Origin of the sequence: Streptomyces sp. NPDC006544, from assembly GCF_040611715.1 — a bacterium.
In the GTDB taxonomy this organism is placed as follows: domain Bacteria; phylum Actinomycetota; class Actinomycetes; order Streptomycetales; family Streptomycetaceae; genus Streptomyces.
Window position 1 is genome coordinate 19,503 of the sequence record NZ_JBEXOV010000039.1, and the last position, 19,199, is coordinate 38,701.

A 19,199-nucleotide genomic window follows, 5' to 3' on the forward strand; every position below is an offset into this window, starting at 1 on the left:
AGCGGCGGCTGGGGAAGGGCGGAGCTTCGTCGGGGGGGGTGGGCACGGTGAGACTACCTGGTCATCGGGTCAGTTCCAGTCGGACGAGACCGCGTAGCCGCTCGCGTCGGACGGGCTGATCTCGTAGCCGTCGTACCCGCTCGAGCGGCCGTCCGAGAAGCCGTCGCCGTAGCCGTCGGCCTCGTCGTCGAGGTCCTCGGGGACCAGGCCCCAGACGATGAGGTCGCTGCGGCTGTCGGTCCAGGAACCGTCGGCGTTCTGGGTGCGCACTATGCAGGCGCTGCGCAGCACGCCTTCGCTGATGCAGCCGATCTTCTGGGCCACTTGCTGGGACGCGGTGTTGTCGGCCGCGGTGCGCAGTTCGAGGCGTTCGAAGCGCTGCTCGCGGAAGAGCCAGCGGGCCACGGCTCCGACGGACTCGCTGGCGTAGCCCTCGCCGCGGGCCCAGGGGGCGGTGACGTAGCCGACTTCGGCGGCGCGGGTGCGCCAGTTGGTGCCCTGCAGGTGGACGATGCCGACCAGGCGCTGGGTGAGGAACTCGGTGACGGCGAAGACGATGCCGCGGCCCTCGGTGCGCTCGGCGTGGGCCGTGCGGACGGCCCAGGTGACGGCGTCCGCGCGGGTGTAGGGGTGCGGGACCGAGGTCCAGGCGGTGACGTGCTCGTCGTTCATCATCGCGGTGAGCGCGGTGACGTCCTCTTCCTCGAAGGGGCGCAGCACCAGCCGGTCCGTGCTGATGGTGACGTCCGGGAAGGTGGTAGTCATGCGCAGCTCCATGCCTGAGACCGTGGTGCGACCGTGATGCGTTGCGACCGGGGTGCCGGACCGTTCATGCGGGACCGTTCGTGCGGGTCGTAGGCCACAGCATGCAGCATCGGCCCGGGGATGTGCAGGGCCGGGCTGCCCGGAAGCGGGCACGGCGGGGCCCCGTACACCGGTGGGGTGTACGGGGCCGGTCGGCACGACCGGATCGGGCCGGTCGGCCGGTCGCCCCGGGCGGGGCGGGCCGTTGGGTCAGGAGACGGGCTTGCCGAAGGCCGGGGTGACCGAGCCCTGGTACGTGTCCTCGATGAACTTCTTGACCTCGTCGGAGTTCAGGAGCTTCGCGAGCTTCTGGACCCGCGGGTCGTCCTGGTGGCCCTTCTTGACCGCGAGGATGTTGGCGTAGGGGTTGCCCTCGGCCTTCTCCAGCACGAGCGCGTCCTTGGCGGGGGCGAGCTTGGCCTCGATGGCGTAGTTGCCGTTGATGACGGCGGCGTCCACGTCGTTCAGGGCGCGCGGGACCGTGGCGGCCTCCAGCTCCTTGAACTCCAGACCCTTCTTGTCGGTGATGTCGGACAGCTTGGCGCCGGTTCCGACACCCTCCTTGAGGGTGATGAGCTGGTTCGAGGCGAGCAGCTGGAGCGCGCGGCCCTCGTTGGTGGGGTCGTTGGGGACGGCGACGGTCTGGCCGGCCTTGATGTCCGCGACGGACTTGACCTTCTTGGAGTAGAGGCCGAGCGGCTCCAGGTGCACGTTCACGACGGGCACGATGTCGGTGCCGTTCTTCTTGTTGAAGTCGTCGAGGTACGGGACGTGCTGGAAGTAGTTGGCGTCGACCTGGCCCTGCTGGGTGGCGGTGTTCGGCAGGACGTAGTCCGTGAACTCCTTCACCTCCAGCTTGAGGCCTTCCTTCGCCGCCAGGTTGTCCTTGACGAACTTCAGGATGTCGGCGTGCGGGGTCGGGGAGGCGGCGACGACGAGCGGCTTGCTCTCGTCGGTCTTGCCTCCGTCGGCCTTGGACGACGGGTCCGAGGAGCTGCCGCAGGCGCTCAGGGAGAGGGTGAGCGCGGCGGCGGTGGCGGCGAGGGCGGTGAGCTTGATGTTCTTACGCACGAAGAGTGCCTTTCTTGCTTTTGCTTCTTGCTCTTGCGGGGTGGTGGCCCAAGCACGACAAGTGCGGGCTTTCCGGGAAAGGAAGTTCGGATGCTGCGGGCCGGGCCGGGTCAGGCTGTCCGGCCCCGGCGCGCGAGGAGGCGTACCACGCCGTCACCGATGAGCTGGATCACCGTGACGAGCGCGATCAGGACGACGACGGTCGCGACCATGAAGCCGGTCTCGAAGCGCTGGAAGCCGTAGGTGATGGCCTTGGAGCCGAGGCCTTCGCCGCCGACCGCGCCGGCCATGGCGGAGTAGCCGATCAGGGTGATCACGGTGGTGGTGACGGCCGCGACCAGGGAGGGCAGGGACTGGGGCAGGAGCACCTTGCCGACCAGGGTCGGGATGCCGCCGCCCATGGACTCGACCGCTTCGACGAGTCCGTGGTCCACCTCGCGGACGGCGGTCTCGACGAGGCGCGCGAAGAAGGGGATGGCGCCGATGGCGAGCGGGACGATCATGGCGGTGGGGCCGATGAAGGTACCGACGATCGCCGTGGTGACCGGGATCAGGAAGATCAGCAGGATGATGAACGGCAGCGAGCGGCCGATGTTCACGATCACGCCGAGGACCTTGTTGACCGGGCGGTTCTGGAGCAGGCCGCCCTGGTCGGTGAGGACCAGCAGGATGCCGACGGGCAGTCCGCCCAGCACGGTGACCAGGGTGGACCACAGCACCATGTAGAGGGTGTCGAACGTGCCCTGGGTGAGCAGCGGCTGCATTTCGGACCAGGTCACTTGGCACCGTCCTCGAGCAGCGCGGCGAGCTCGCCGTCCACGTCCGCCCCGCCGTCGGCCTCGGCCGCTTCCACGACGTCCACCTGCAGGCCCTGCTCGCGCAGGAATCCGACGGGCACGACGTTGTCCTCGTAGCGGCCGGGCAGTTCGATGCGCATGCGGCCGACCTGACGGCCCGCGACGGTGTCCATCGCGGCGCCGAGGATCGAGATGTCGATGTTGTAGGTGCGGGCCAGCTGGGAGATGACCGGCTTGGTCGCGGTCTCCCCGTGGAAGGTGACGTCGATGACCGTGTGCTCCTCTGTGGTCGCGGACCCGGTCAGGGGGAACAGTTCCCGGGCGAGCTCGGAGCCGGGGGTGGCCAGCAGCTCGCTCACGGTGCCGGACTCGACGATCCGGCCCTGCTTCATCAGGGCGGCCGAGTCGCAGACGGACTTGACCACGTCCATCTCGTGCGTGATGAGCAGGACGGTCAGGCCGAGCTGGCGGTTGAGGTCGCGCAGCAGCCGCAGGATCTGCCGGGTGGTCTCGGGGTCGAGGGCGCTGGTGGCCTCGTCGGAGAGCAGCACCTTCGGGTCGCCGGCCAGGGCGCGGGCTATGCCGACGCGCTGCTTCTGGCCGCCGGAGAGCTGGCCGGGGTAGGACTTGGCCTTGTCGGCGAGGCCGACGAGGTCGAGGAGTTCGGCCGCCTTGCGGGACCGCTCGCGGCCGGAGACGCCGAGGATCTCGAGGGGCAGCTCGATGTTGCCCTGAACGGTGCGCGAGGACAGCAGGTTGAAGTGCTGGAAGACCATGCCGATGCGGCTGCGGGCCTCGCGGAGCTCCTTGCCGGCGCGGCGGCCGCTGCCGGCGAGTGCGGTGAGGTCGACCCCGTCGACGCTCACGCTGCCGGTGGTGGGGCGCTCCAGCAGGTTCACGCAGCGGATCAGGGAGGACTTGCCGGCGCCGCTCTGGCCGATGACTCCGTAGACCTCGCCCTCGCGGACGTGCAGGTCGACGCCGTCCAGGGCGGTGACCTCGCGGCCACGGGACTGGTAGACCTTCGTGAGGCCCGATGTGGTGATCACAGGATTTCCGTCGCTGTCGAGTGCGCGGCGCAGCGGGTGCCGGGCACGGGGCAAACATCTGGGGACGCGATACGGCGTGAACCGTCGGAAAACGGCGGTTTCGGCGCATGCGCGGGGCAGGAGCGATCCGGGTTCACACGAGGTGTGGCAGGCGGAGGAAGCTCGGCCGGTCTCGCTTCGGGGCGCGAGACTGCGGGAAGGGGCCCTCAGAAGGCGCACATTCGACACATACAACGAGCACCGGGCGTCATCGTCGCCTCGGTCGCAAGGGTGCGGCTGCTCGTCGTGGTCATGGACCTCAGTAAACCAGACGATCCCGGTCACCGATCAAAGTCGTCCGAATAGCGGACAGATTTCGACCGCATACCGGACGGGATCCCTCAGGTCCGATCACGCACGTCGATGGCCGGCGCATCGGGTCCGACCAGTGCGGACACGGCCGACAGGTCCTTCACGACCGCGTCCGCGCCGGGTTCGGCGGCCGGGTGCGTTGTGGCCAAGGCCACGGTGGTCCTCCCGGCGGCGCGGGCGGTGCACCCCCGGGGCTCACGTCTTGCGGTACGGCCCGGTGCGGGGGCGAGCGCGTCGGGTCTTTCGGCCCGTAATACCCTCGCTGCATGCTCGACGCCCTGACGCTCGCCATCGGCGTGGCCGCACTCGCCCTCGCCGCCTGGTGCGGTTTCGCCGCCTGGCGGGACCAGCCCACCAAGGACTGGCACTTCATCGGCATGGCGGTGGTGACCGTACTGGTCCTCGCGCAGCTGGTGGTCGGCCTGGTCCAGCTCGCGCGCGGCGAGAAGCCGGAACAGGGGACGGTGCTCTTCGTCGCCTACCTGGTGGGCGCCTTCGCCACCATCCCGGCCGCCGCGATGCTCTCCCTGAGCGAGCGGACGAAGTGGGGCTCCGTGACGGTGGCCGCGGGCGCGGTCGTCCTGGCCGTGCTCGAGGTACGGCTCTACGACATCTGGGGAAACAGCGGTGCCTGACACGGACACGGACACGGGCTCCACGACGCCCGCCGAGCGCAAGCGCCTGGTCACCGGGCCGGGGGTGCTGCTGGTCTGGCTCTACGGGGTGATCACCGTCGGCGCGGTCTCGCGCTCGGTCTACCAGATCTCCACCGAGTTCGACCGGGCGCCGCTCCCCTATTCGCTGTCCGCCGCGGCCGCCGCGGTCTACGTGTTCATCACGTACTCGCTGGTGCGCGGCGGGGAGACGGCCCGCAAGGCGGCGCTGATCTGCTGCGCCGCCGAGCTGACCGGCGTACTCGTCGTGGGCACCTGGACCCTGGTGCGGCCCGAGGCCTTCCCCGACGCGACCGTGTGGTCGGACTTCGGGATGGGCTACCTGTTCATCCCGGTGATCCTGCCGGTCACCGGGATGCTCTGGCTGCGCGCCAAGCGCTGAGCGGTGTGCGCCGGTATGCGCCGGCGCCTGCCGTCCGGGTCACCGGGCGCGTCCGAGCCGCCGGGCGCCCGAGCCGCCCGCCGTCTAAGCGCTGACCACGAAGTCGGTGGCCTCCTCGGCCTCCTTCTCCAGGATCACCAGGCGGACGCCGTCGGACGCGGTGCGCCCGCCGACCTGGGTGTAGCCGGCCTTGCGGTAGAGCCGCAGGTTCGACTCGCTCTTGTGGCCGGTGAGCAGCCGGAAGCGGGCGGTCCCGTCGTGGCCCGCGAGGACTTCCTCGACCGCGCGCAGCAGCCGGGCGCCGAGCCCGTGGCCCTGGAGCCTCGGGTGGACGCAGAGCTTGGCGATCTTGCCGGTGCCCTCGTCGTCGACGTTGCCGCGCACGGCCCCGACGATCTCGTCGCCGAGCCGGGCCACGAGGACGGTGTCCGCCGCGAGTTCCGCCTTGAGGGAGTCCAGGGACTGGGTGAGCGGCTGGATGCGGTAGTTGCCGTACAGCTCGGCCTCGCTCTGGAACGCCAGATACTGCAGTTTGATGATCTGCTCGGCATCCTCGGCAGCTGCCGCCGAAATGGTCACGCTCATGCCCATGTGCGCATGCCTCCCGCTCACCTGGTGGCCCTGTGGTCTACCGCTCCATTCCCCGCAGGGCGGGAGCCGCAACCTCTACGGCCAGCATTCTGCGCAGACATCCCAGGCATCGGGAACGGACGGGCCCCAAACTTCCTTGTGAGATACCCAACTCTCCTGCGATTTCACGGTAAGTGAGGTCCCTGGGCGAAAGAAGTGCCCTCATGAGCTCCGGACACCGTCCGGGCAACCGGGCGACCGCCGATCGCAGGGCCCGGTGCTCCTCGCCGTGCAGGAGGGCGTCTTCCGGTTCCGCGCCCGTACCGCCGCCGCTCCCGGTACCGGCCGGGGACCCGGACCCGGATCCGGCCGCGGGGCCGTCGTACGGCACCTCGCGCCGGGCCCTGCGGCGCGCCCGGCGGGCCTCCGAGCGCACCGCCCGGCGCAGCCAGCCGGCGGGGTCCGCCGGGGTGCGGTGGTCTTCCAGCAGCCTGACCCAGACGGCTTGTTCGAGGTCGGCGGCGTCCACCCCGGTGCCCGCGGCCTCCGCCGACGCCTCGGCGGAGAGCAGCGGGCGGAGCTTGTCAAAGAGGTCAGCCTTCAGCAGGTCCATGCCGGGCGGGACGCGAAGGCGGACCCGGGCGGTTTCCCCGCTGGGCGCGGCCCACTCGTACGGGGAGCCCGGGCTACGGGTTGACGCCCCGTCCGGGCCGGAAGGCCTCGGCCGCGAGGAGTCCGGTGTCGGCCTGGTCCGTGAAGATGCCGTCGATGCCCTGTTCGAAGTACTTCGTGAAGGCGCCGAAGGCATCGCCGTACGCCGCCGGGTCGGTGCCCCTGCGGTATTCGGCCGGCAGGAAGGTGTTCTCGTTGCGCGCGGTGTAGGGGTGCAGGATCAGCCCCTTCGCGTGGGCGTCCCTGACCAGCGTGGTCGGGGCGCCGAGCTTGCCCGCGGCGTCGCGCGGCAGGATCAGGTCCATGGTCGGCCCGATGCCCTGGGCGAAGCCGGCGATCCACTTCAGCCCCTCCGGCTTGACCAGATCGGCGACCGTACGGGGGTCCTTGGCCAGCTCGAGGTCCCAGGGGCGGGTGTTCGCCGCGGAGAGGAGGACCACCCGCGGGGCGGAGACCAGCCGGGAGAGCCGCTGGATGCTGGAGGGCTCGAAGGACTGCAGGAACAGCGGGGCGCCGCGTTCGGCGCGCCCGTAGCGGCGCAGCAGCTTGGCCAGAGGCTCCTCCAGGCCCAGTCCGAGGGACCGGAAGTAGCTGGGGTGTTTGGTCTCGACGTGGAGCCAGACGCGCTTGCCGCGGCGCCCGCCCTCGTGGTCCGCCCAGCGCAGCACCTCCTCGAAGGTGGGGACGTCCCAGCGGCCGTCGTAGAGCGTGTTGCGCTGGCGGACGGCGGGGATACGTTCCTTCGCGCGCAGCGTCTTCAGTTCGGCGAGGGTGAAGTCCTCGGTGAACCAGCCGGTGACGGCGACCCCGTCGACCGCCTTGGTGGTCCTGCGGGCGGCGAACTCGGTGTGGTCGGCGACGTCGGTCGTCCCGCCGATCTCGTTCTCGTGGCGGCACACCAGGTGGCCGTCCTTGGTGGGGACGAGGTCCTGTTCGATCACGTCGGCGCCGAGGTCGAGCGCGAGCTGGTAGGAGCCGAGCGTGTGCTCGGGCCGGTAGCCGCTGGCTCCCCGGTGTCCGATGACCGTCGGCACGGGCAGGTCCCGGTAGCCGCCACCGCGGCCGCTCTCGGCCGCCGCCGCGGATCCGGCCCCCGCCGTCAGTCCCACCGCCGCGCCGCCCGCCGCCAGGGCGGCCGCCCCCAGTACCGTGCGTCGCGCTGTCCCACCCTGCGTCATATGCGCTTCTCCCCGTCCGAGACGAGCCAGGTCACCGGAATCTCCGGATCCTGCGGCCCGAAATCCGCGTGCCGATGGTAGGCAGGGGTTAATGTCCGGAGGGGGTGCGCGGACGGAACATGGCGGAAACGTGCGTCAACACTGCGTATCCACCTCGTGAACCCGATGTGCGATCAGAGCTGACCCGCGAGTATCGTCCTCACCTGCACTACCGCCACGTGGTGGGTGCACGAATTCGCTTTTCGATGCCGGAGGGCCCCACGTTGTTCCGTACTGCGCTCATCAAAGCCACCGTCGGACCCGTCATGCGCCTGATGTTCCGCACCCGCGTGGAGGGCATCGAGAACATCCCGGGCACCGGACCGGTGATTCTGGCGGGCAACCACCTCACCTTCATCGACTCGATGATCCTGCCCCTGGTGTGCGACCGCACGGTCCACTTCATCGGCAAGGACGAGTACGTGACGGGCAAGGGCGTCAAGGGCCGGGCCATGGCCTGGTTCTTCACCGGCGCCGGCATGATCCCCGTCGACCGCGACGGGGCCAACGGCGGCGTCGCCGCCCTGATGACCGGCCGCCGGATCCTCGACGAGGGCAAGATCTTCGGCATCTACCCCGAGGGCACCCGCTCCCCCGACGGCCGCCTCTACCGCGGCCGCACCGGCATCGCCCGCCTGACGCTGATGACCGGCGCGCCCGTCGTCCCCTTCGCGATGATCGGCACCGACAAGCTCCAGCCCGGCGGCGCCGGCATGCCGCGCCCCGGCCGGGTCACCGTCCGGTTCGGCGAGCCGATGGAGTTCTCCCGCTACGAGGGCATGGACCGCGACCGCTACGTCCTGCGCGCCGTCACCGACTCGGTGATGGCCGAGGTGATGCGGCTCTCGGGCCAGGAGTACGTGGACATGTACGCGACGAAGGCCAAGGAAGCCGCGTAGCGCTCACTGCCGCCGGAGCGAGCGGCTGACACCCGCCGCGGTCGTCGTGGCGAGGATCCAGCCGGTCACGATCAGCAGGTACGACAGCCACTGGTGCCAGCCGCGCGGCGCGAAGGCCGATTCCTGGCCGAAGTCGATGATCGGCAGCATCAGGTCGATCGTGTAGAACAGCGGGTTGAATTCGGGGGCCTCCCCCGCCTTGAGCGCGCGCGGGTGGTCCAGCCAGAAGGCGATGGTCCCGGTCAGGAGCAGCGCCACCAGCCAGCCCGCCGCGCGCATCGGCCGGAAGCCGTATCCGACGGTGACGTCCTGCAGCTGACCCCAGACTTGGGCGGGCCGGGGCAGCGTACGGCGGTGGCGGCGCAGCTTGGCGAGCAGGACGGTCCGGGCGCCCGCCTCGTCCCCGGCCGTGCGGTAGGCCGCGGCGAGCTGCTCGTAGGCGTGGGGGAGGTAGCCCGCCTCCTCGCGTTCGAGAACGGGCAGCCGCTCGTCGGCGGGGACGTGCGGGCTGAGGGTGCGGTAGGTGAGCCCTTCGATGCGGATCCGCCGCGGCCAGGTCTCGGGCGCCATGTGCAGCAGGTCGAACTGCGAGCGCCGTAGGTTGATCGTGCCCTGGACGCACTCGCCGCCGCTGAGCCACATCTCGCCGATCGTGCAGCTGGAGGCGCGCAGGGCGACGCCGTCCGGATGGACCGTCCGCGCGTCGGCGAGGTAGAGCTGGCCGGGGATCCGGGAGCCGGTGAGGTTGAACATTCCCCTCGTCTCCAGCCCCCGGGCCCGCAGGTCGGTGCCGACGGTCAGGGTCTCGGCGTGCAGGGCCGTGCGCCCGGGGGCGAGGAGCCGGGCGTTGTTCAGGTTGATCTGGCCGCCGACGGTGGCTCCGTTGACGCGCGTCTGGCCGTGGACGGTGAGGTCCATGGCGATGACGTCGGTACCGATGTCGGCGTGGTTGAACTGGAGTGCCGCCTCCTGCCCCTCCTCGGCCGGGCCGGGCGTGCCGATGACCGCCTTCTGGAGGAAGAGTCCGCCGGCTATCCGGGCGCCGGCGAGCCGCACGGGCCCGCTGACGCGGCAGCAGGACAGCCTGAGCGCGGTGTCGACCGTGACGGTGGAGGCGGTCAGGCCGGGCAGCGCCGAGTCGCTCAGTGAGACGGCGCGCAACCGGGCCCCGTAGAGGACGGGTTTCCGTTCGAACCAGCAGGCCCGCAGCCGGATGGCGTGCTGGATGTCGGCGTACTTGAGGTTGAGCTTGCCGGTGATCCGGGCGCCCCTGACGTTCAGTCCGGGGACCAGTCCGTCGGCCGGGAGGTCGCGCAGCAGCAGGAAGGCCAGCACCTCGGCGCGCACGGTCCGGTCGGCTCCCCACGCGGCGCCGTCGGTGGCCTCCTCGTCGGGGGCCGCGCGGAAGTCGACGCCCTCCCCGAGGGGGAAGGCGTCCCATACGCGGCGCTCTGCCGGGGTCAAGGTGTTGATCTCCATCGCCGGGATGGTGACCCGCGTGCGGAGCGGCTGTCAACTTCTCGCCGGACGTAGTCCGTTGGCCGGACGTCCCGGACGTCCGGGGCGTCGGCCGCCACGCGGGGACATGGACGTCCGGGGGCGTGACGGGACGCCGCGGGGCGCCCGGGGTCCGTCAGTGCTCGATGCCGTCCTGGAGTTCCTGGCCCCTGAGCAGGAACCAGGCGGCCGCGGCGGTGGCCAGCAGGACGGCGGCGCCCACGCCGGAAGCCAGCCTCAGCCCGTCCACGAAGGCCTCCTGGGCGGCGCCGACCATCTGCTGGGCGGTCTGCGGATCCAGGGCCCTGGCCGCCTCGACGGCGCCGCCGAGGGATGCGTGGGCGGCGTCGGCGGCGGTGCCCGAGACGGAGGCCGGCGCGGTGAAGCTCTGGTAGACGCCGGTGACGACCGAGCCGAGCAGGGCGATGCCGAGGGCGGCGCCCAGTTCGTACGCGGTCTCGGAGACCGCCGAGGCCGAACCGGCCTGCTCCTTGGGCACGCTGGAGAGGATCACGTCGGCGGTGACGGTGAAGGAGAAGCCCGCGCCGAGGCCGACGACGAGCAGGGCGGCGCCGAGCAGCGGGTAGCCGGTCTCCTTGTGGATCACGGTGAGCGCGGCCAGGGCGACGCCGATGGCCGCGAGGCCTCCGGTGACGACGGCCCGCACTCCGTACTTGCGGGCGTAGTTGCCCGCGACCAGGCCGGTGACCACCGCGCCGACGGCGGCGGGCAGTTCGGCCAGGCCCGCCTCCAGCGGCTCGCGGCCCTGGACGAGCTGGAGGAACTGCGAGAGGAAGAAGACCAGTCCGGACAGGCCGAAGACGGTGAGCAGGTCGGCGAGGACCGCGCCCGAGAAGCCGCGGTGCTTGAAGAGCCGCATGTCGAGGAGGGGCGCGGCCAGGGTGAACTGGCGGCGTACGAAGGTGTAGAGCGCGCCCGCTCCGATGACGGCGGCGGCCCACACCTCCCAGCCCATGCCGTGGGTGGCGACCTCCTTGACGGCGTAGACGACGCCGATGATGCCGACGAGGGAGAGGCCGACGCTGAGCAGGTCCCAGGGACCGGCGACCGGGTTCTTCGACTCGGGCAGCAGCTTGATGCCGACGAGGACCAGGACGACCATCACGGGGAGGTTGATGAGGAAGACCGAACCCCACCAGAAGTGCTGGAGCAGGGCTCCGCCGACGACCGGGCCGACGGCCGCGCCCGCGGAGGCGGTGGCGCCCCAGATGCCGATGGCGAGGCTGCGCTCCTTGGGGTCGTGGAAGATGTTGCGGATCAGCGCGAGGGTGGACGGCATCAGGGTCGCGCCGGCCACGCCGAGCAGGGCCCGGGCGAGGATCATCATCTCGGGGCTGGTCGCGTAGGCGTTCAGGACGGAGACGGCGCCGAAGGCGGTCGCGCCGACGAGGAGGAGCTTCTTGCGGCCCATGCGGTCGCCGAGGGAGCCCATCGAGACGAGCAGGCCGGCGATGACGAAGGAGTAGATGTCGCCGATCCACAGCAGCTGGGTGCCGGACGGCTTGAGGTCTTCGCTGAGGGAAGGGGTGGCGAGACCGAGTACGGTGGCGTCGACGGCGACCAGCAGGACGGCCAGGACGAGCACGGAGAGGGCGATCCAGCGCCCGGGGTTCCTGCCCTCCGCCCCCTCCGTCCCCTTCGCCATGGTCAGCTGTTCGGTACGGCTCATTGCTCCACACTCCGTCGGGCGCCACCGAGCAGCAGCTCGATGATCATGTACTGAAAGTCCTTGGCCGCGACCCGGCCGTCCATGACGGCCCAGGCGCAGGTGCCGATGAGGCCGTAGAGGGCCTCGGTGAGCCAGGCGGGGCTCAGGTCGATCCGGATGTCGCCCTGCTGCTGGCCGCGCCGGAAGAGCGCGCTCACGCGGGCGTCGAGCCGGGCCCAGCCCTCGTTGACCTGGTCACCCTCGAAGAGCTGGTTCTCGGTGACCAGGAAGGCCAGCAGCTCGGCGTTGGGCTCCGCCTCGGCGACGAGGCGTTTGAGCGCGTCGACCGCCGTGCCCTCCTCGAGCCGGGCGTGGTCGAACGCCACCTCGAACTCCCGGATGCCGAGCTCTTCGAGCGCCCGTACGAGGGCGTCGCGCCCGGCGAAGTGCCGGTGGAGGGTCGCGCGGCCGATGCCCGCCGCCTTCGCGACCTCGTCCATCGTGGCGGTCGATTTGCGGGAGAGCAGGGCGGCGGCGGCGCGGAGCACCTGATCACGATCCATGGCCATGAGACAAGCATAACCCGAATGAGACGTGAATGTCTCAGCAATTTTAATGAACTGCCCCGGCGGGGCACGAAAGGAATCCTTCCGGCATGACGAGGACGAAGACGACCACGAAGCCGCTGCTCCTGATCGACGTGGACGGCCCGCTGAACCCCTACGCCGCCCAGCGTGAGCGCCGCCCGGAGGGATACGCCACCCACCGCATGCGACCGACGGGCTGGACGGAGGCGGAGAGCGCGAAGCCGCTGCGGGTCTGGCTGAATCCGGACCACGGCGCGGCGCTGCTCGCGCTCGCGGACGCGTACGAACTGGTGTGGGCGACCACCTGGAAGGACGAGGCCAACGACTGGATAGGCCCGCACCTGGGCCTGCCGAGGCTCCCGTACGTGGACTGGCCCCAGATGCACGGCCGGGCCCCGTACGGGACCTTCTGGAAGACCCAGTACGTCCTCGACTACGCGGGCGGGCGGCCCTTCGCCTGGATCGACGACGACATCACGGACGCGGACCGCGCGTACACGGACCAGCGCCACCCCGCGCACGCCCTGCTGCTCCGCGTCGACGAACGGATCGGCCTGCTCAGGGCCGACTTCGACACCCTCGCGCACTGGGCGGCACAGATCGCCTGACGGCGGCCGCGTCCGGCGTCGGACGCGCCGCAGGGGCGGTGGCGGCCTGTCGGCCGTCACCGCCCCTGCGGGGGACCGCGGTCCCGTCAGTGCTTGTGGGCCGCCCAGGCGTGCTGGATGACCAGGTCGGCCTTCAGCTCGGTGAGCTGGATCGCGACGGCCGACGGGGCGGTGCCGCCCCGGCCGTTGCGGGAGGCCAGCGCGCCCTTGACGTCGAGGACCGTGCGCACCTCGGGCGTCAGGTGCTCCGAGATCTTCGCGAACTGCTCGTCCGTGAGCTCGTCGAGCTCGATGCCGAGCCCCTCGCACTCCTTGACGCACCCGCCGGCCACCTCGTGCGCCACCCGGAACGGCACGCCCTGCTTGACCAGCCACTCGGCGATGTCGGTGGCGAGCGAGAAGCCCGCCGGGGCCAGCTCCTCCATCCGCTCCCGGTGGACCGTGAGCGTCGCCATCATCCCGGTGAAGGCGGGCAGCAGGACTTCCAGGGTGTCGCAGGAGTCGAAGACCGGCTCCTTGTCCTCCTGGAGGTCGCGGTTGTAGGCCAGGGGAAGGGCCTTGAGCGTGGCGAGCAGACCGGTCAGGTTGCCGATGAGGCGCCCCGACTTGCCGCGCGCCAGCTCCGCGATGTCCGGGTTCTTCTTCTGCGGCATGATCGACGAGCCGGTGGAGAAGGCGTCGTGCAGGGTCACGAAGGAGAACTCCTTCGTGTTCCAGATGATGATCTCCTCCGCGATCCGCGACAGGTTGATCCCGATCATCGCGGTGACGAAGGCGAACTCGGCGACGAAGTCGCGCGAGGCCGTGCCGTCGATCGAGTTGCCGACCGAGCCGCGCTCGAAGCCCAGGTCGGCGGCGACCGCCTCCGGGTCCAGGCCCAGCGAGGAACCCGCGAGGGCGCCCGAGCCGTACGGGGAGACCGCGGTCCGGGTGTCCCACTGGCGCAGCCGCTCCGCGTCCCGGGACAGGGACTGCACGTGGGCCAGTACGTGGTGGGCGAAGAGCACCGGCTGCGCGTGCTGCAGGTGGGTGCGGCCGGGCATGGCCACGTCGGCGTGCGCCTCGGCGAGACCGACCAGCGCGTCCTGGAGGTCGGCGATCAGACCTCCGACGATCCGGGCGTGGTCGCGCAGGTACATCCGGAAGAGGGTGGCGATCTGGTCGTTGCGCGACCGGCCGGCGCGCAGCTTGCCGCCGAGGTCGGCGCCGAGGCGCTCCAGCAGGCCCCGCTCCAGGGCGGTGTGGCAGTCCTCGTCGGCGAGGGTGCCGACGAAGGAGCCGTCCAGCACGTCGGCCTCGAGCTGGTCCAGGCCCGCGATCATGCGGCCGAGCTCGTCGGCCGTGAGCAGGCCCGCCTTGGCGAGCGCCCGGGCGTGGGCGCGGGAGCCGGCGATGTCGTACGGCGCGAGACGCCAGTCGAAGTGGACCGACGCGGACAGCTTCGCGAGGGCCTCGGCGGGACCGTCGGCGAACCGGGCGCCCCAGAGCCGGACGTCCCCACCGTTGTTGCTGCTCACAGCTACTGCTCCTCACAATGCATGACTTGGCTTTTCGGATGTGCGCCGGCCTCCCCGCCGCGGAGGAACGTGGAGGCCGTCTGTACAACGCGTGGGATCAGGCGAGGTCGCGCCGCGCCGCGATCTTCGAGGACAGGCCGAAGATCTCGATGAAGCCCTGGGCCTTCGACTGGTCGAAGGTGTCGCCCGAGTCGTAGGTCGCGAGGTTGAAGTCGTACAGCGACTCGTCGGACCTGCGGCCGGTGACGACGGCGCGGCCGCCGTGCAGGGTCATCCGGATGTCGCCGGTGACGTGCTGGCTGGCCTCGTTGACGAAGCCGTCCAGCGCCCGCTTCAGCGGGGAGAACCACAGGCCGTCGTAGACCATCTCGCCCCAGCGCTGCTCGACCTGCCGCTTGTAGCGGGCCAGTTCGCGCTCGACGGTGACGTTCTCCAGCTCCTGGTGCGCGGTGATCAGGGCGATGGCGCCCGGGGCCTCGTACACCTCGCGGGACTTGATGCCGACGAGGCGGTCCTCGACGATGTCGATCCGGCCGACGCCCTGGGCGCCGGCCCGCTCGTTGAGCTGCTGGATCGCCTGGAGCACGGTGACCGGCCTGCCGTCGACGGCGACCGGGACGCCGGCCTCGAAGGAGATGACGACCTCGTCGGCCGCGCGCGGCAGGGCCGGGTCGGCCGTGTACGCGTAGATGTCCTCGATCGGCGCGTTCCAGATGTCCTCCAGGAAGCCCGTCTCGACGGCGCGCCCGAAGACGTTCTGGTCGATGGAGTACGGGGACTTCTTGGTGGTGGCGATCGGCAGGTCGGCCCTCTCGGCGAAGGCGATGGCCTTGTCCCGGGTCATCGCGTAGTCGCGGACCGGGGCGATGCACGTGAGGTCGGGGCCGAGGGCGGCGATGCCGGCCTCGAAGCGCACCTGGTCGTTGCCCTTGCCGGTGCAGCCGTGGGCGACGGTCGACGCGCCGTGCTTGCGGGCGGCGGCCACGAGGTGCTTGACGATGACGGGCCGCGACAGGGCGGACACCAGCGGATAGCGGTCCATGTAGAGGGCGTTGGCCTTGATCGCCGGGAGGCAGTACTCGTCGGCGAACTCGTCCCTGGCGTCCGCGACCTCGGCCTCGACGGCTCCGCAGGCGAGCGCGCGCTTGCGGATGACGTCCAGGTCCTCGCCGCCCTGACCGACGTCCACGGCCACCGCGATGACCTCGGCGCCCGTCTCCTCGGCGATCCAGCCGATGGCGACGGAGGTGTCCAGGCCGCCTGAATAGGCGAGTACGACGCGCTCGGCCACGGGTTTCTCCTTACACGGTGCATCCGCCGTTACCTCAACAGCGATAGGCATAACTATGCATTGCTCCGTATGTTTCGTCAATGGAGTCCTCTACACACCGCTCTGACCAGCCCGAATATCAAGGGACACGCATGCCGGTCCCGCCTAGGGTGAGGAGCCGGAACATCAGGGGGGCCACATGGGCAGCAACCGGCAGCAGGACGCGGCCGCGGCACACGAGGCGGCGGAGAGCCTCCTGCACGGGCGGCAGCCGTCCCCGGACCTGCTCGCGGGGGCCGCCCCCGACCTGTGGACCGCCTTCGACCAGGCGGTACGGACCCTGCACACCCCCTGGTCCACCGGCCACGGCATCGAAGTACGCCTGTGCCACCCCGACGGCCGGATCCGCGAGGCCGCGCTCCGCGAGCCACAGGCCCCGCCCGAGCTGATCGCGATCCGGACCTCCGACTGGGTGCGGCCCGTACGGGAGCGCGCCCGGCGGGAACTGGACCGGGCCCTGGCCGCCGACCCGGCACGGACCCTGCAGGCACTGACCCCGCTCGCCGTACGGCTGGCGCGGCGCGAGCAGGGAGGCTGGCTGCGGGAGCGCTTCGAGGCCGCGCTCGCCGAGGACTCCACCCTCCTGGCCGAGCTGCTCCACAGCGCCGACCTGCCGGCCCGGCGGTTCGCGACCCGGCTCTGCCTGACGACGGGCGTGGCGACCGCACTGGCGGCGGGCGCGGGCCACGGCGGCCCCGGCGTGCGGGAGCTCGCGCGCCGGGCCGCCGTCGAACACGACCCCGTGACGGCCCTGCTGTGGAACGACGCGGCACTGGCCGCGCTCGCCGCCCACGGGCCGGACGACGAAGCCGTCGACACCCTCCTCGGCGCCCGCATCCCGCTGGTCCGCGCCGCCGGGGTCACCGCCCTGCGCCGGGCCGGGCGTGCCGCGCAGGCCCCCCGGTACCTCGCCGACCGCTCCGGGCTCGTACGGGCCTGCGCGCGCTGGCTGGTCACACAGGACGGCGCAGACCCGTACGCCCTGCTGCTGAGCACGCTGGTCAAGGCCCCCGGGCCGGTCTCCCCGTACGCGGTGGCCGGCTTCTGCGAATGCGCCGGGCGCCGGGACGCACCGCTGCTGCGCGGACTGCTGGACCATCCCGAGGGCGCGGTACGGGCCGCCGCGCTCACCGGGCTGCGCCGCTTGGACGCGGGCATCGAGGACGCGGTGCTCCTCGCGCTGCTGGAGGACCCCTCCGCGTCAGTGACCCGCGAGGCCTCGCTGAGCCTGCTCCCGGTGGCCGAGCGGCTCGACCCGGACCACCTCACCGGGCTCATCGCCCCCGAACGGCCCGTCCGCGTACGCCGCGCCGCCTACCGGCTGCTGCGCGGGCGGAGCGGGCCCTGGCCGCTGCGCGCCTCGGCGGCCCTGACGCGTGACCCCGACCCCCGGGTGCGCGATACGGCGCGGGCGATCGTACGCGGCTGGAACTGGCAGTCCTCGCTGCGCTCGGGTGACGCGGAGCGGGCGGAGCTGGCATCGCTGCTGACCCGGTCGGCGCACCTGTTCGACGACCACTCGCTGGCGGTGCGCCGCTCCCGACTCGGTCTCACGGACTGAAACCTCGGACCGGAGCGTGGGCGCGCAGGGCGATAATCGGGCCATGGGAACAGTTCACGACCGCATCGACGGCCGGCTCCGCACGTTCATCGAGGACCAGCCGGTCTTCTTCACCGCGACCGCGCCGCTCACCGGTGACGGGCACGTCAACCTCTCCCCCAAGGGCCGTGCCGGGACCCTCGTCGTCATCGACGAACAGACCCTTGCCTACCTGGACTTCGGCGGCAGCGGCGCCGAGACCATCGCGCACGTCCGCGAGAACGGCCGGATCACGCTGATGTGGTGCGCGTTCAGCGGGCCGCCGAACATCGTGCGCATCCACGGCAACGGCGAGGCCGTCTTCCGCGACGACCCGCGCTGGGAGGGGCTGATCGAGCTGTTCGGGGACGCCGACGGGCCCTCGGCGCGCGCGGTCATCGTCGTCAGGGCCCGCCGGATCACGGACGTGTGCGGCTTCGCCGTCCCCCTCATGGAATACCAGGGCGAGCGCACCCTCCACGCGGAGTACTTCGGCCGCAAGACGGACGAGGAGTTCAACGCGTACTGCGAGAAGAAGGAGTTCATCGGGGTGAGCCTCGACGGCCTGCCTGCGCTGCCGCTGCCCCTTCCGCCCCGTACCGTCTGACATGTGCTGCGTACCGCTGTCGCCCTCGCCTCACTGACCGTCACCGGCCTGCTGGCCCACGGCCCCCACGGCGGCCCCCCGCTGCCCGCCCGGCTCGCCGACACCGGCGGCGGCAGCCAGCTGATCACCGCCGTCGCCCCGGCGGCCGGTTCCACCACGGGCCGCCTGACCTGGTGGGACCGGCGGGCGGGGCACTGGTACGCGGCGGGCAGCGCGCCGGCCCGTTTCGGGGCGAACGGCCTGACCGAGGGGACGACCCGCACCCAGGGCACGAACACCACGCCGGCCGGCCTGTACGCGCTCCCGTACGCCTTCGGCATCGCCCCCGCGCCGGCCGGGACGGAGTACCGCTACCGGCGGGTGACTCCCGATTCCTGGTGGTGCCAGGACAACGCCTCCGCCGAGTACAACCGCTGGGTGGAGCCGCTGCCCGCCGACTGCGCTCCCGGCGAGGCCGAGCACATGACCTCGTACACGAAGCAGTACGCGCACGGCCTGCTCATCGCCTACAACTACGACCGGCCGGTACGGGGCCGGGGCGCGGGCATCTTCCTGCACGTCGACGGCAAGGGCGCCACGGCCGGCTGCGTCTCGGTCCCGGAGCGCGCCGTCCGGGCGGTCCTGCGCTGGGCGAACCCGCGCAGGCACCCGCACATCGCGATCGGTACGGAGTCGGGCGCGCTGGCCGTGACCCGTTACTGACCCGCGGTGCGGGCGGCTCCCCGCCGCCCCGCGCTCAGCTCTCCTTCTGCGCCAGCCGCAGCAGGTGGTCGGCCAGGGCCTGGCCGCCCGCCGGGTCGCGGCTGATCAGCATCAGCGTGTCGTCGCCGGCGATCGTGCCGAGGATGGCCTGGAGTTCGGCCTGGTCGATCGCCGAGGCGAGGAACTGGGCCGCACCGGGCGGGGTGCGCAGGACCACGAGGTTCGCGGAGGCCTCCGCCGAGATCAGCAGTTCCCCGGAGAGACGCCGCATGCGCTCCTCCTTCGCCGACTCGCCGAGCGGTGCCTGCGGGGTGCGGAAGCCGCCCTCGCTGGGGACCGCGTAGATCAGCTCGCCGCCCGTGTTGCGGATCTTCACCGCGCCGAGCTCGTCGAGGTCGCGGCTGAGCGTCGCCTGAGTGACGCTCAGCCCGTCGTCGGCGAGCAGCTTGGCCAGCTGGCTCTGGGAACGGACCGGCTGCCGGTTGAGGATGTCCACGATCCGGCGGTGGCGGGCGGTGCGGGTCTGCGGGACGGACTGGCCACCTCCGGACTCCGTCTGGGGGGACCCCCACGGCTCGTGTTCCTGCGCCTGACTCATCGTCGTCTCATTCCCCGAT

The 19,199-nt window shown here is 71.4% G+C and carries 20 protein-coding genes and 1 pseudogene; 7 read left to right on the forward strand and 14 right to left on the reverse strand.

Features of this window, described 5'->3' with window-relative positions; translation table 11 throughout:
* Positions 1 to 69 precede the first annotated feature (69 nt).
* The 5 genes and pseudogenes from ABZY44_RS19460 to ABZY44_RS19480 all read right to left on the reverse strand — a co-directional run.
* The gene (locus ABZY44_RS19460) at positions 70 to 765 is read right to left on the reverse strand and encodes a GNAT family N-acetyltransferase (RefSeq protein ID WP_356655359.1); all 696 of its coding nucleotides are present in this window, start codon (positions 763 to 765) and stop codon (positions 70 to 72) included.
* A 249-nt stretch (positions 766 to 1,014) separates the two neighbouring features.
* Positions 1,015 to 1,875, reverse strand: coding sequence for a MetQ/NlpA family ABC transporter substrate-binding protein (locus ABZY44_RS19465; RefSeq protein WP_356655361.1), 861 nt, complete (start codon positions 1,873 to 1,875; stop codon positions 1,015 to 1,017).
* Positions 1,876 to 1,985: 110 nt separating this feature from the next.
* On the reverse strand, positions 1,986 to 2,654 hold the full coding sequence (locus ABZY44_RS19470; protein ID WP_356655363.1) for a methionine ABC transporter permease: 669 nt from the start codon (positions 2,652 to 2,654) through the stop codon (positions 1,986 to 1,988).
* The gene (locus tag ABZY44_RS19475) at positions 2,651 to 3,721 is read right to left on the reverse strand and encodes an ATP-binding cassette domain-containing protein (protein WP_356655365.1); all 1,071 of its coding nucleotides are present in this window, start codon (positions 3,719 to 3,721) and stop codon (positions 2,651 to 2,653) included. The genes ABZY44_RS19470 and ABZY44_RS19475 overlap by 4 nt, the downstream gene beginning before the upstream one ends.
* 380 nt (positions 3,722 to 4,101) lie before the next feature.
* Positions 4,102 to 4,251 (reverse strand): annotated as a pseudogene (locus tag ABZY44_RS19480) (HAD family hydrolase); the annotation flags it as partial.
* Positions 4,252 to 4,338: 87 nt separating this feature from the next.
* On the opposite strand from ABZY44_RS19480, the gene ABZY44_RS19485 reads away from it, so the two are divergent.
* Positions 4,339 to 4,707: a hypothetical protein gene (locus ABZY44_RS19485; RefSeq protein ID WP_356655367.1), complete on the forward strand. Its 369-nt coding sequence runs from the start codon at positions 4,339 to 4,341 to the stop codon at positions 4,705 to 4,707.
* Complete coding sequence (locus tag ABZY44_RS19490) at positions 4,700 to 5,128, forward strand: hypothetical protein (protein WP_356655369.1); 429 nt, start codon at positions 4,700 to 4,702, stop codon at positions 5,126 to 5,128. The genes ABZY44_RS19485 and ABZY44_RS19490 overlap by 8 nt, the downstream gene beginning before the upstream one ends.
* An 84-nt stretch (positions 5,129 to 5,212) precedes the next feature.
* Here the strand turns inward: ABZY44_RS19490 and ABZY44_RS19495 are convergent, their stop codons facing one another.
* The 3 genes from ABZY44_RS19495 to ABZY44_RS19505 all read right to left on the reverse strand — a co-directional run bounded on the left by ABZY44_RS19495 (position 5,213) and on the right by ABZY44_RS19505 (position 7,548).
* Positions 5,213 to 5,719, reverse strand: coding sequence for a GNAT family N-acetyltransferase (locus tag ABZY44_RS19495; RefSeq protein ID WP_356655371.1), 507 nt, complete (start codon positions 5,717 to 5,719; stop codon positions 5,213 to 5,215).
* Between the two features lie 37 nt (positions 5,720 to 5,756).
* Positions 5,757 to 6,311 carry a sigma-70 family RNA polymerase sigma factor gene (locus tag ABZY44_RS19500; RefSeq protein WP_356655373.1) on the reverse strand — a complete coding sequence of 185 codons (555 nt, stop codon included), beginning with the start codon at positions 6,309 to 6,311 and terminating at the stop codon, positions 5,757 to 5,759.
* A gap of 73 nt (positions 6,312 to 6,384) precedes the next feature.
* On the reverse strand, positions 6,385 to 7,548 hold the full coding sequence (locus ABZY44_RS19505; RefSeq protein WP_356655375.1) for a glycerophosphodiester phosphodiesterase: 1,164 nt from the start codon (positions 7,546 to 7,548) through the stop codon (positions 6,385 to 6,387).
* A gap of 245 nt (positions 7,549 to 7,793) precedes the next feature.
* Between ABZY44_RS19505 and ABZY44_RS19510 the strand changes: the two genes are divergently transcribed.
* A complete protein-coding gene (locus ABZY44_RS19510; protein WP_356655377.1) occupies positions 7,794 to 8,486 on the forward strand; it encodes a lysophospholipid acyltransferase family protein in 693 nt (230 codons plus the stop codon).
* 3 nt (positions 8,487 to 8,489) lie between these two features.
* Here the strand turns inward: ABZY44_RS19510 and ABZY44_RS19515 are convergent, their stop codons facing one another.
* From ABZY44_RS19515 to ABZY44_RS19525, 3 genes are all read right to left on the reverse strand, one after another.
* On the reverse strand, positions 8,490 to 9,965 hold the full coding sequence (locus ABZY44_RS19515) for a membrane-associated oxidoreductase (RefSeq protein WP_356655379.1): 1,476 nt from the start codon (positions 9,963 to 9,965) through the stop codon (positions 8,490 to 8,492).
* A 154-nt stretch (positions 9,966 to 10,119) separates the two neighbouring features.
* On the reverse strand, positions 10,120 to 11,673 hold the full coding sequence (locus tag ABZY44_RS19520; RefSeq protein WP_356655381.1) for an MFS transporter: 1,554 nt from the start codon (positions 11,671 to 11,673) through the stop codon (positions 10,120 to 10,122).
* On the reverse strand, positions 11,670 to 12,221 hold the full coding sequence (locus ABZY44_RS19525) for a helix-turn-helix domain-containing protein (protein WP_356655383.1): 552 nt from the start codon (positions 12,219 to 12,221) through the stop codon (positions 11,670 to 11,672). Before ABZY44_RS19525 ends, ABZY44_RS19520 begins: the two co-directional genes overlap by 4 nt.
* 86 nt (positions 12,222 to 12,307) lie before the next feature.
* On the opposite strand from ABZY44_RS19525, the gene ABZY44_RS19530 reads away from it, so the two are divergent.
* Positions 12,308 to 12,847 carry an HAD domain-containing protein gene (locus ABZY44_RS19530; RefSeq protein ID WP_356655385.1) on the forward strand — a complete coding sequence of 180 codons (540 nt, stop codon included), beginning with the start codon at positions 12,308 to 12,310 and terminating at the stop codon, positions 12,845 to 12,847.
* Between the two features lie 86 nt (positions 12,848 to 12,933).
* On the opposite strand, the gene argH is transcribed toward ABZY44_RS19530, so the two are convergent.
* Both argH and ABZY44_RS19540 read right to left on the reverse strand, forming a co-directional pair.
* On the reverse strand, positions 12,934 to 14,364 hold the full coding sequence (gene argH / locus ABZY44_RS19535) for an argininosuccinate lyase (protein ID WP_356655387.1): 1,431 nt from the start codon (positions 14,362 to 14,364) through the stop codon (positions 12,934 to 12,936).
* Positions 14,365 to 14,461: 97 nt separating this feature from the next.
* Positions 14,462 to 15,655 (reverse strand): argininosuccinate synthase, encoded by a 1,194-nt coding sequence (locus ABZY44_RS19540; RefSeq protein WP_356655389.1) that lies wholly within the window; start codon positions 15,653 to 15,655, stop codon positions 14,462 to 14,464.
* Positions 15,656 to 15,833: 178 nt separating this feature from the next.
* Here ABZY44_RS19540 and ABZY44_RS19545 point away from each other — a divergent pair, with 178 nt between their 5' ends.
* From ABZY44_RS19545 to ABZY44_RS19555, 3 genes are read left to right on the forward strand one after another with little or no spacing between them, the layout of a single operon-like run.
* Entirely contained in the window at positions 15,834 to 17,255 is a 1,422-nt protein-coding gene (locus ABZY44_RS19545) for a hypothetical protein (RefSeq protein WP_356655391.1), read from the forward strand.
* A gap of 43 nt (positions 17,256 to 17,298) precedes the next feature.
* Positions 17,299 to 17,880: a pyridoxamine 5'-phosphate oxidase family protein gene (locus ABZY44_RS19550; protein WP_356655393.1), complete on the forward strand. Its 582-nt coding sequence runs from the start codon at positions 17,299 to 17,301 to the stop codon at positions 17,878 to 17,880.
* Between the two features lie 3 nt (positions 17,881 to 17,883).
* Entirely contained in the window at positions 17,884 to 18,582 is a 699-nt protein-coding gene (locus tag ABZY44_RS19555; protein WP_356655395.1) for a L,D-transpeptidase family protein, read from the forward strand.
* A gap of 34 nt (positions 18,583 to 18,616) precedes the next feature.
* On the opposite strand, the gene ABZY44_RS19560 is transcribed toward ABZY44_RS19555, so the two are convergent.
* Positions 18,617 to 19,180: an arginine repressor gene (locus tag ABZY44_RS19560; protein ID WP_356655397.1), complete on the reverse strand. Its 564-nt coding sequence runs from the start codon at positions 19,178 to 19,180 to the stop codon at positions 18,617 to 18,619.
* Between the last annotated feature and the right edge of the window lie 19 nt (positions 19,181 to 19,199).

Excerpts from the sequence above, each read along its gene's own strand:
- ABZY44_RS19460 (WP_356655359.1), bottom strand. The coding sequence starts at position 765 with ATGACTACCACCTTCCCGGACGTCACCATCAGCACGGACCGGCTGGTG.
- ABZY44_RS19485 (WP_356655367.1), top strand. The coding sequence starts at position 4,339 with ATGCTCGACGCCCTGACGCTCGCCATCGGCGTGGCCGCACTCGCCCTC.
- ABZY44_RS19495 (WP_356655371.1), bottom strand. The coding sequence starts at position 5,719 with ATGGGCATGAGCGTGACCATTTCGGCGGCAGCTGCCGAGGATGCCGAG.
- ABZY44_RS19500 (WP_356655373.1), bottom strand. The coding sequence starts at position 6,311 with ATGGACCTGCTGAAGGCTGACCTCTTTGACAAGCTCCGCCCGCTGCTC.
- ABZY44_RS19505 (WP_356655375.1), bottom strand. The coding sequence starts at position 7,548 with ATGACGCAGGGTGGGACAGCGCGACGCACGGTACTGGGGGCGGCCGCC.
- ABZY44_RS19510 (WP_356655377.1), top strand. The coding sequence starts at position 7,794 with ATGCCGGAGGGCCCCACGTTGTTCCGTACTGCGCTCATCAAAGCCACC.
- ABZY44_RS19515 (WP_356655379.1), bottom strand. The coding sequence starts at position 9,965 with ATGGAGATCAACACCTTGACCCCGGCAGAGCGCCGCGTATGGGACGCC.
- ABZY44_RS19520 (WP_356655381.1), bottom strand. The coding sequence starts at position 11,673 with ATGAGCCGTACCGAACAGCTGACCATGGCGAAGGGGACGGAGGGGGCG.
- ABZY44_RS19525 (WP_356655383.1), bottom strand. The coding sequence starts at position 12,221 with ATGGCCATGGATCGTGATCAGGTGCTCCGCGCCGCCGCCGCCCTGCTC.
- ABZY44_RS19530 (WP_356655385.1), top strand. The coding sequence starts at position 12,308 with ATGACGAGGACGAAGACGACCACGAAGCCGCTGCTCCTGATCGACGTG.
- ABZY44_RS19545 (WP_356655391.1), top strand. The coding sequence starts at position 15,834 with ATGGGCAGCAACCGGCAGCAGGACGCGGCCGCGGCACACGAGGCGGCG.
- ABZY44_RS19550 (WP_356655393.1), top strand. The coding sequence starts at position 17,299 with ATGGGAACAGTTCACGACCGCATCGACGGCCGGCTCCGCACGTTCATC.
- ABZY44_RS19560 (WP_356655397.1), bottom strand. The coding sequence starts at position 19,180 with ATGAGTCAGGCGCAGGAACACGAGCCGTGGGGGTCCCCCCAGACGGAG.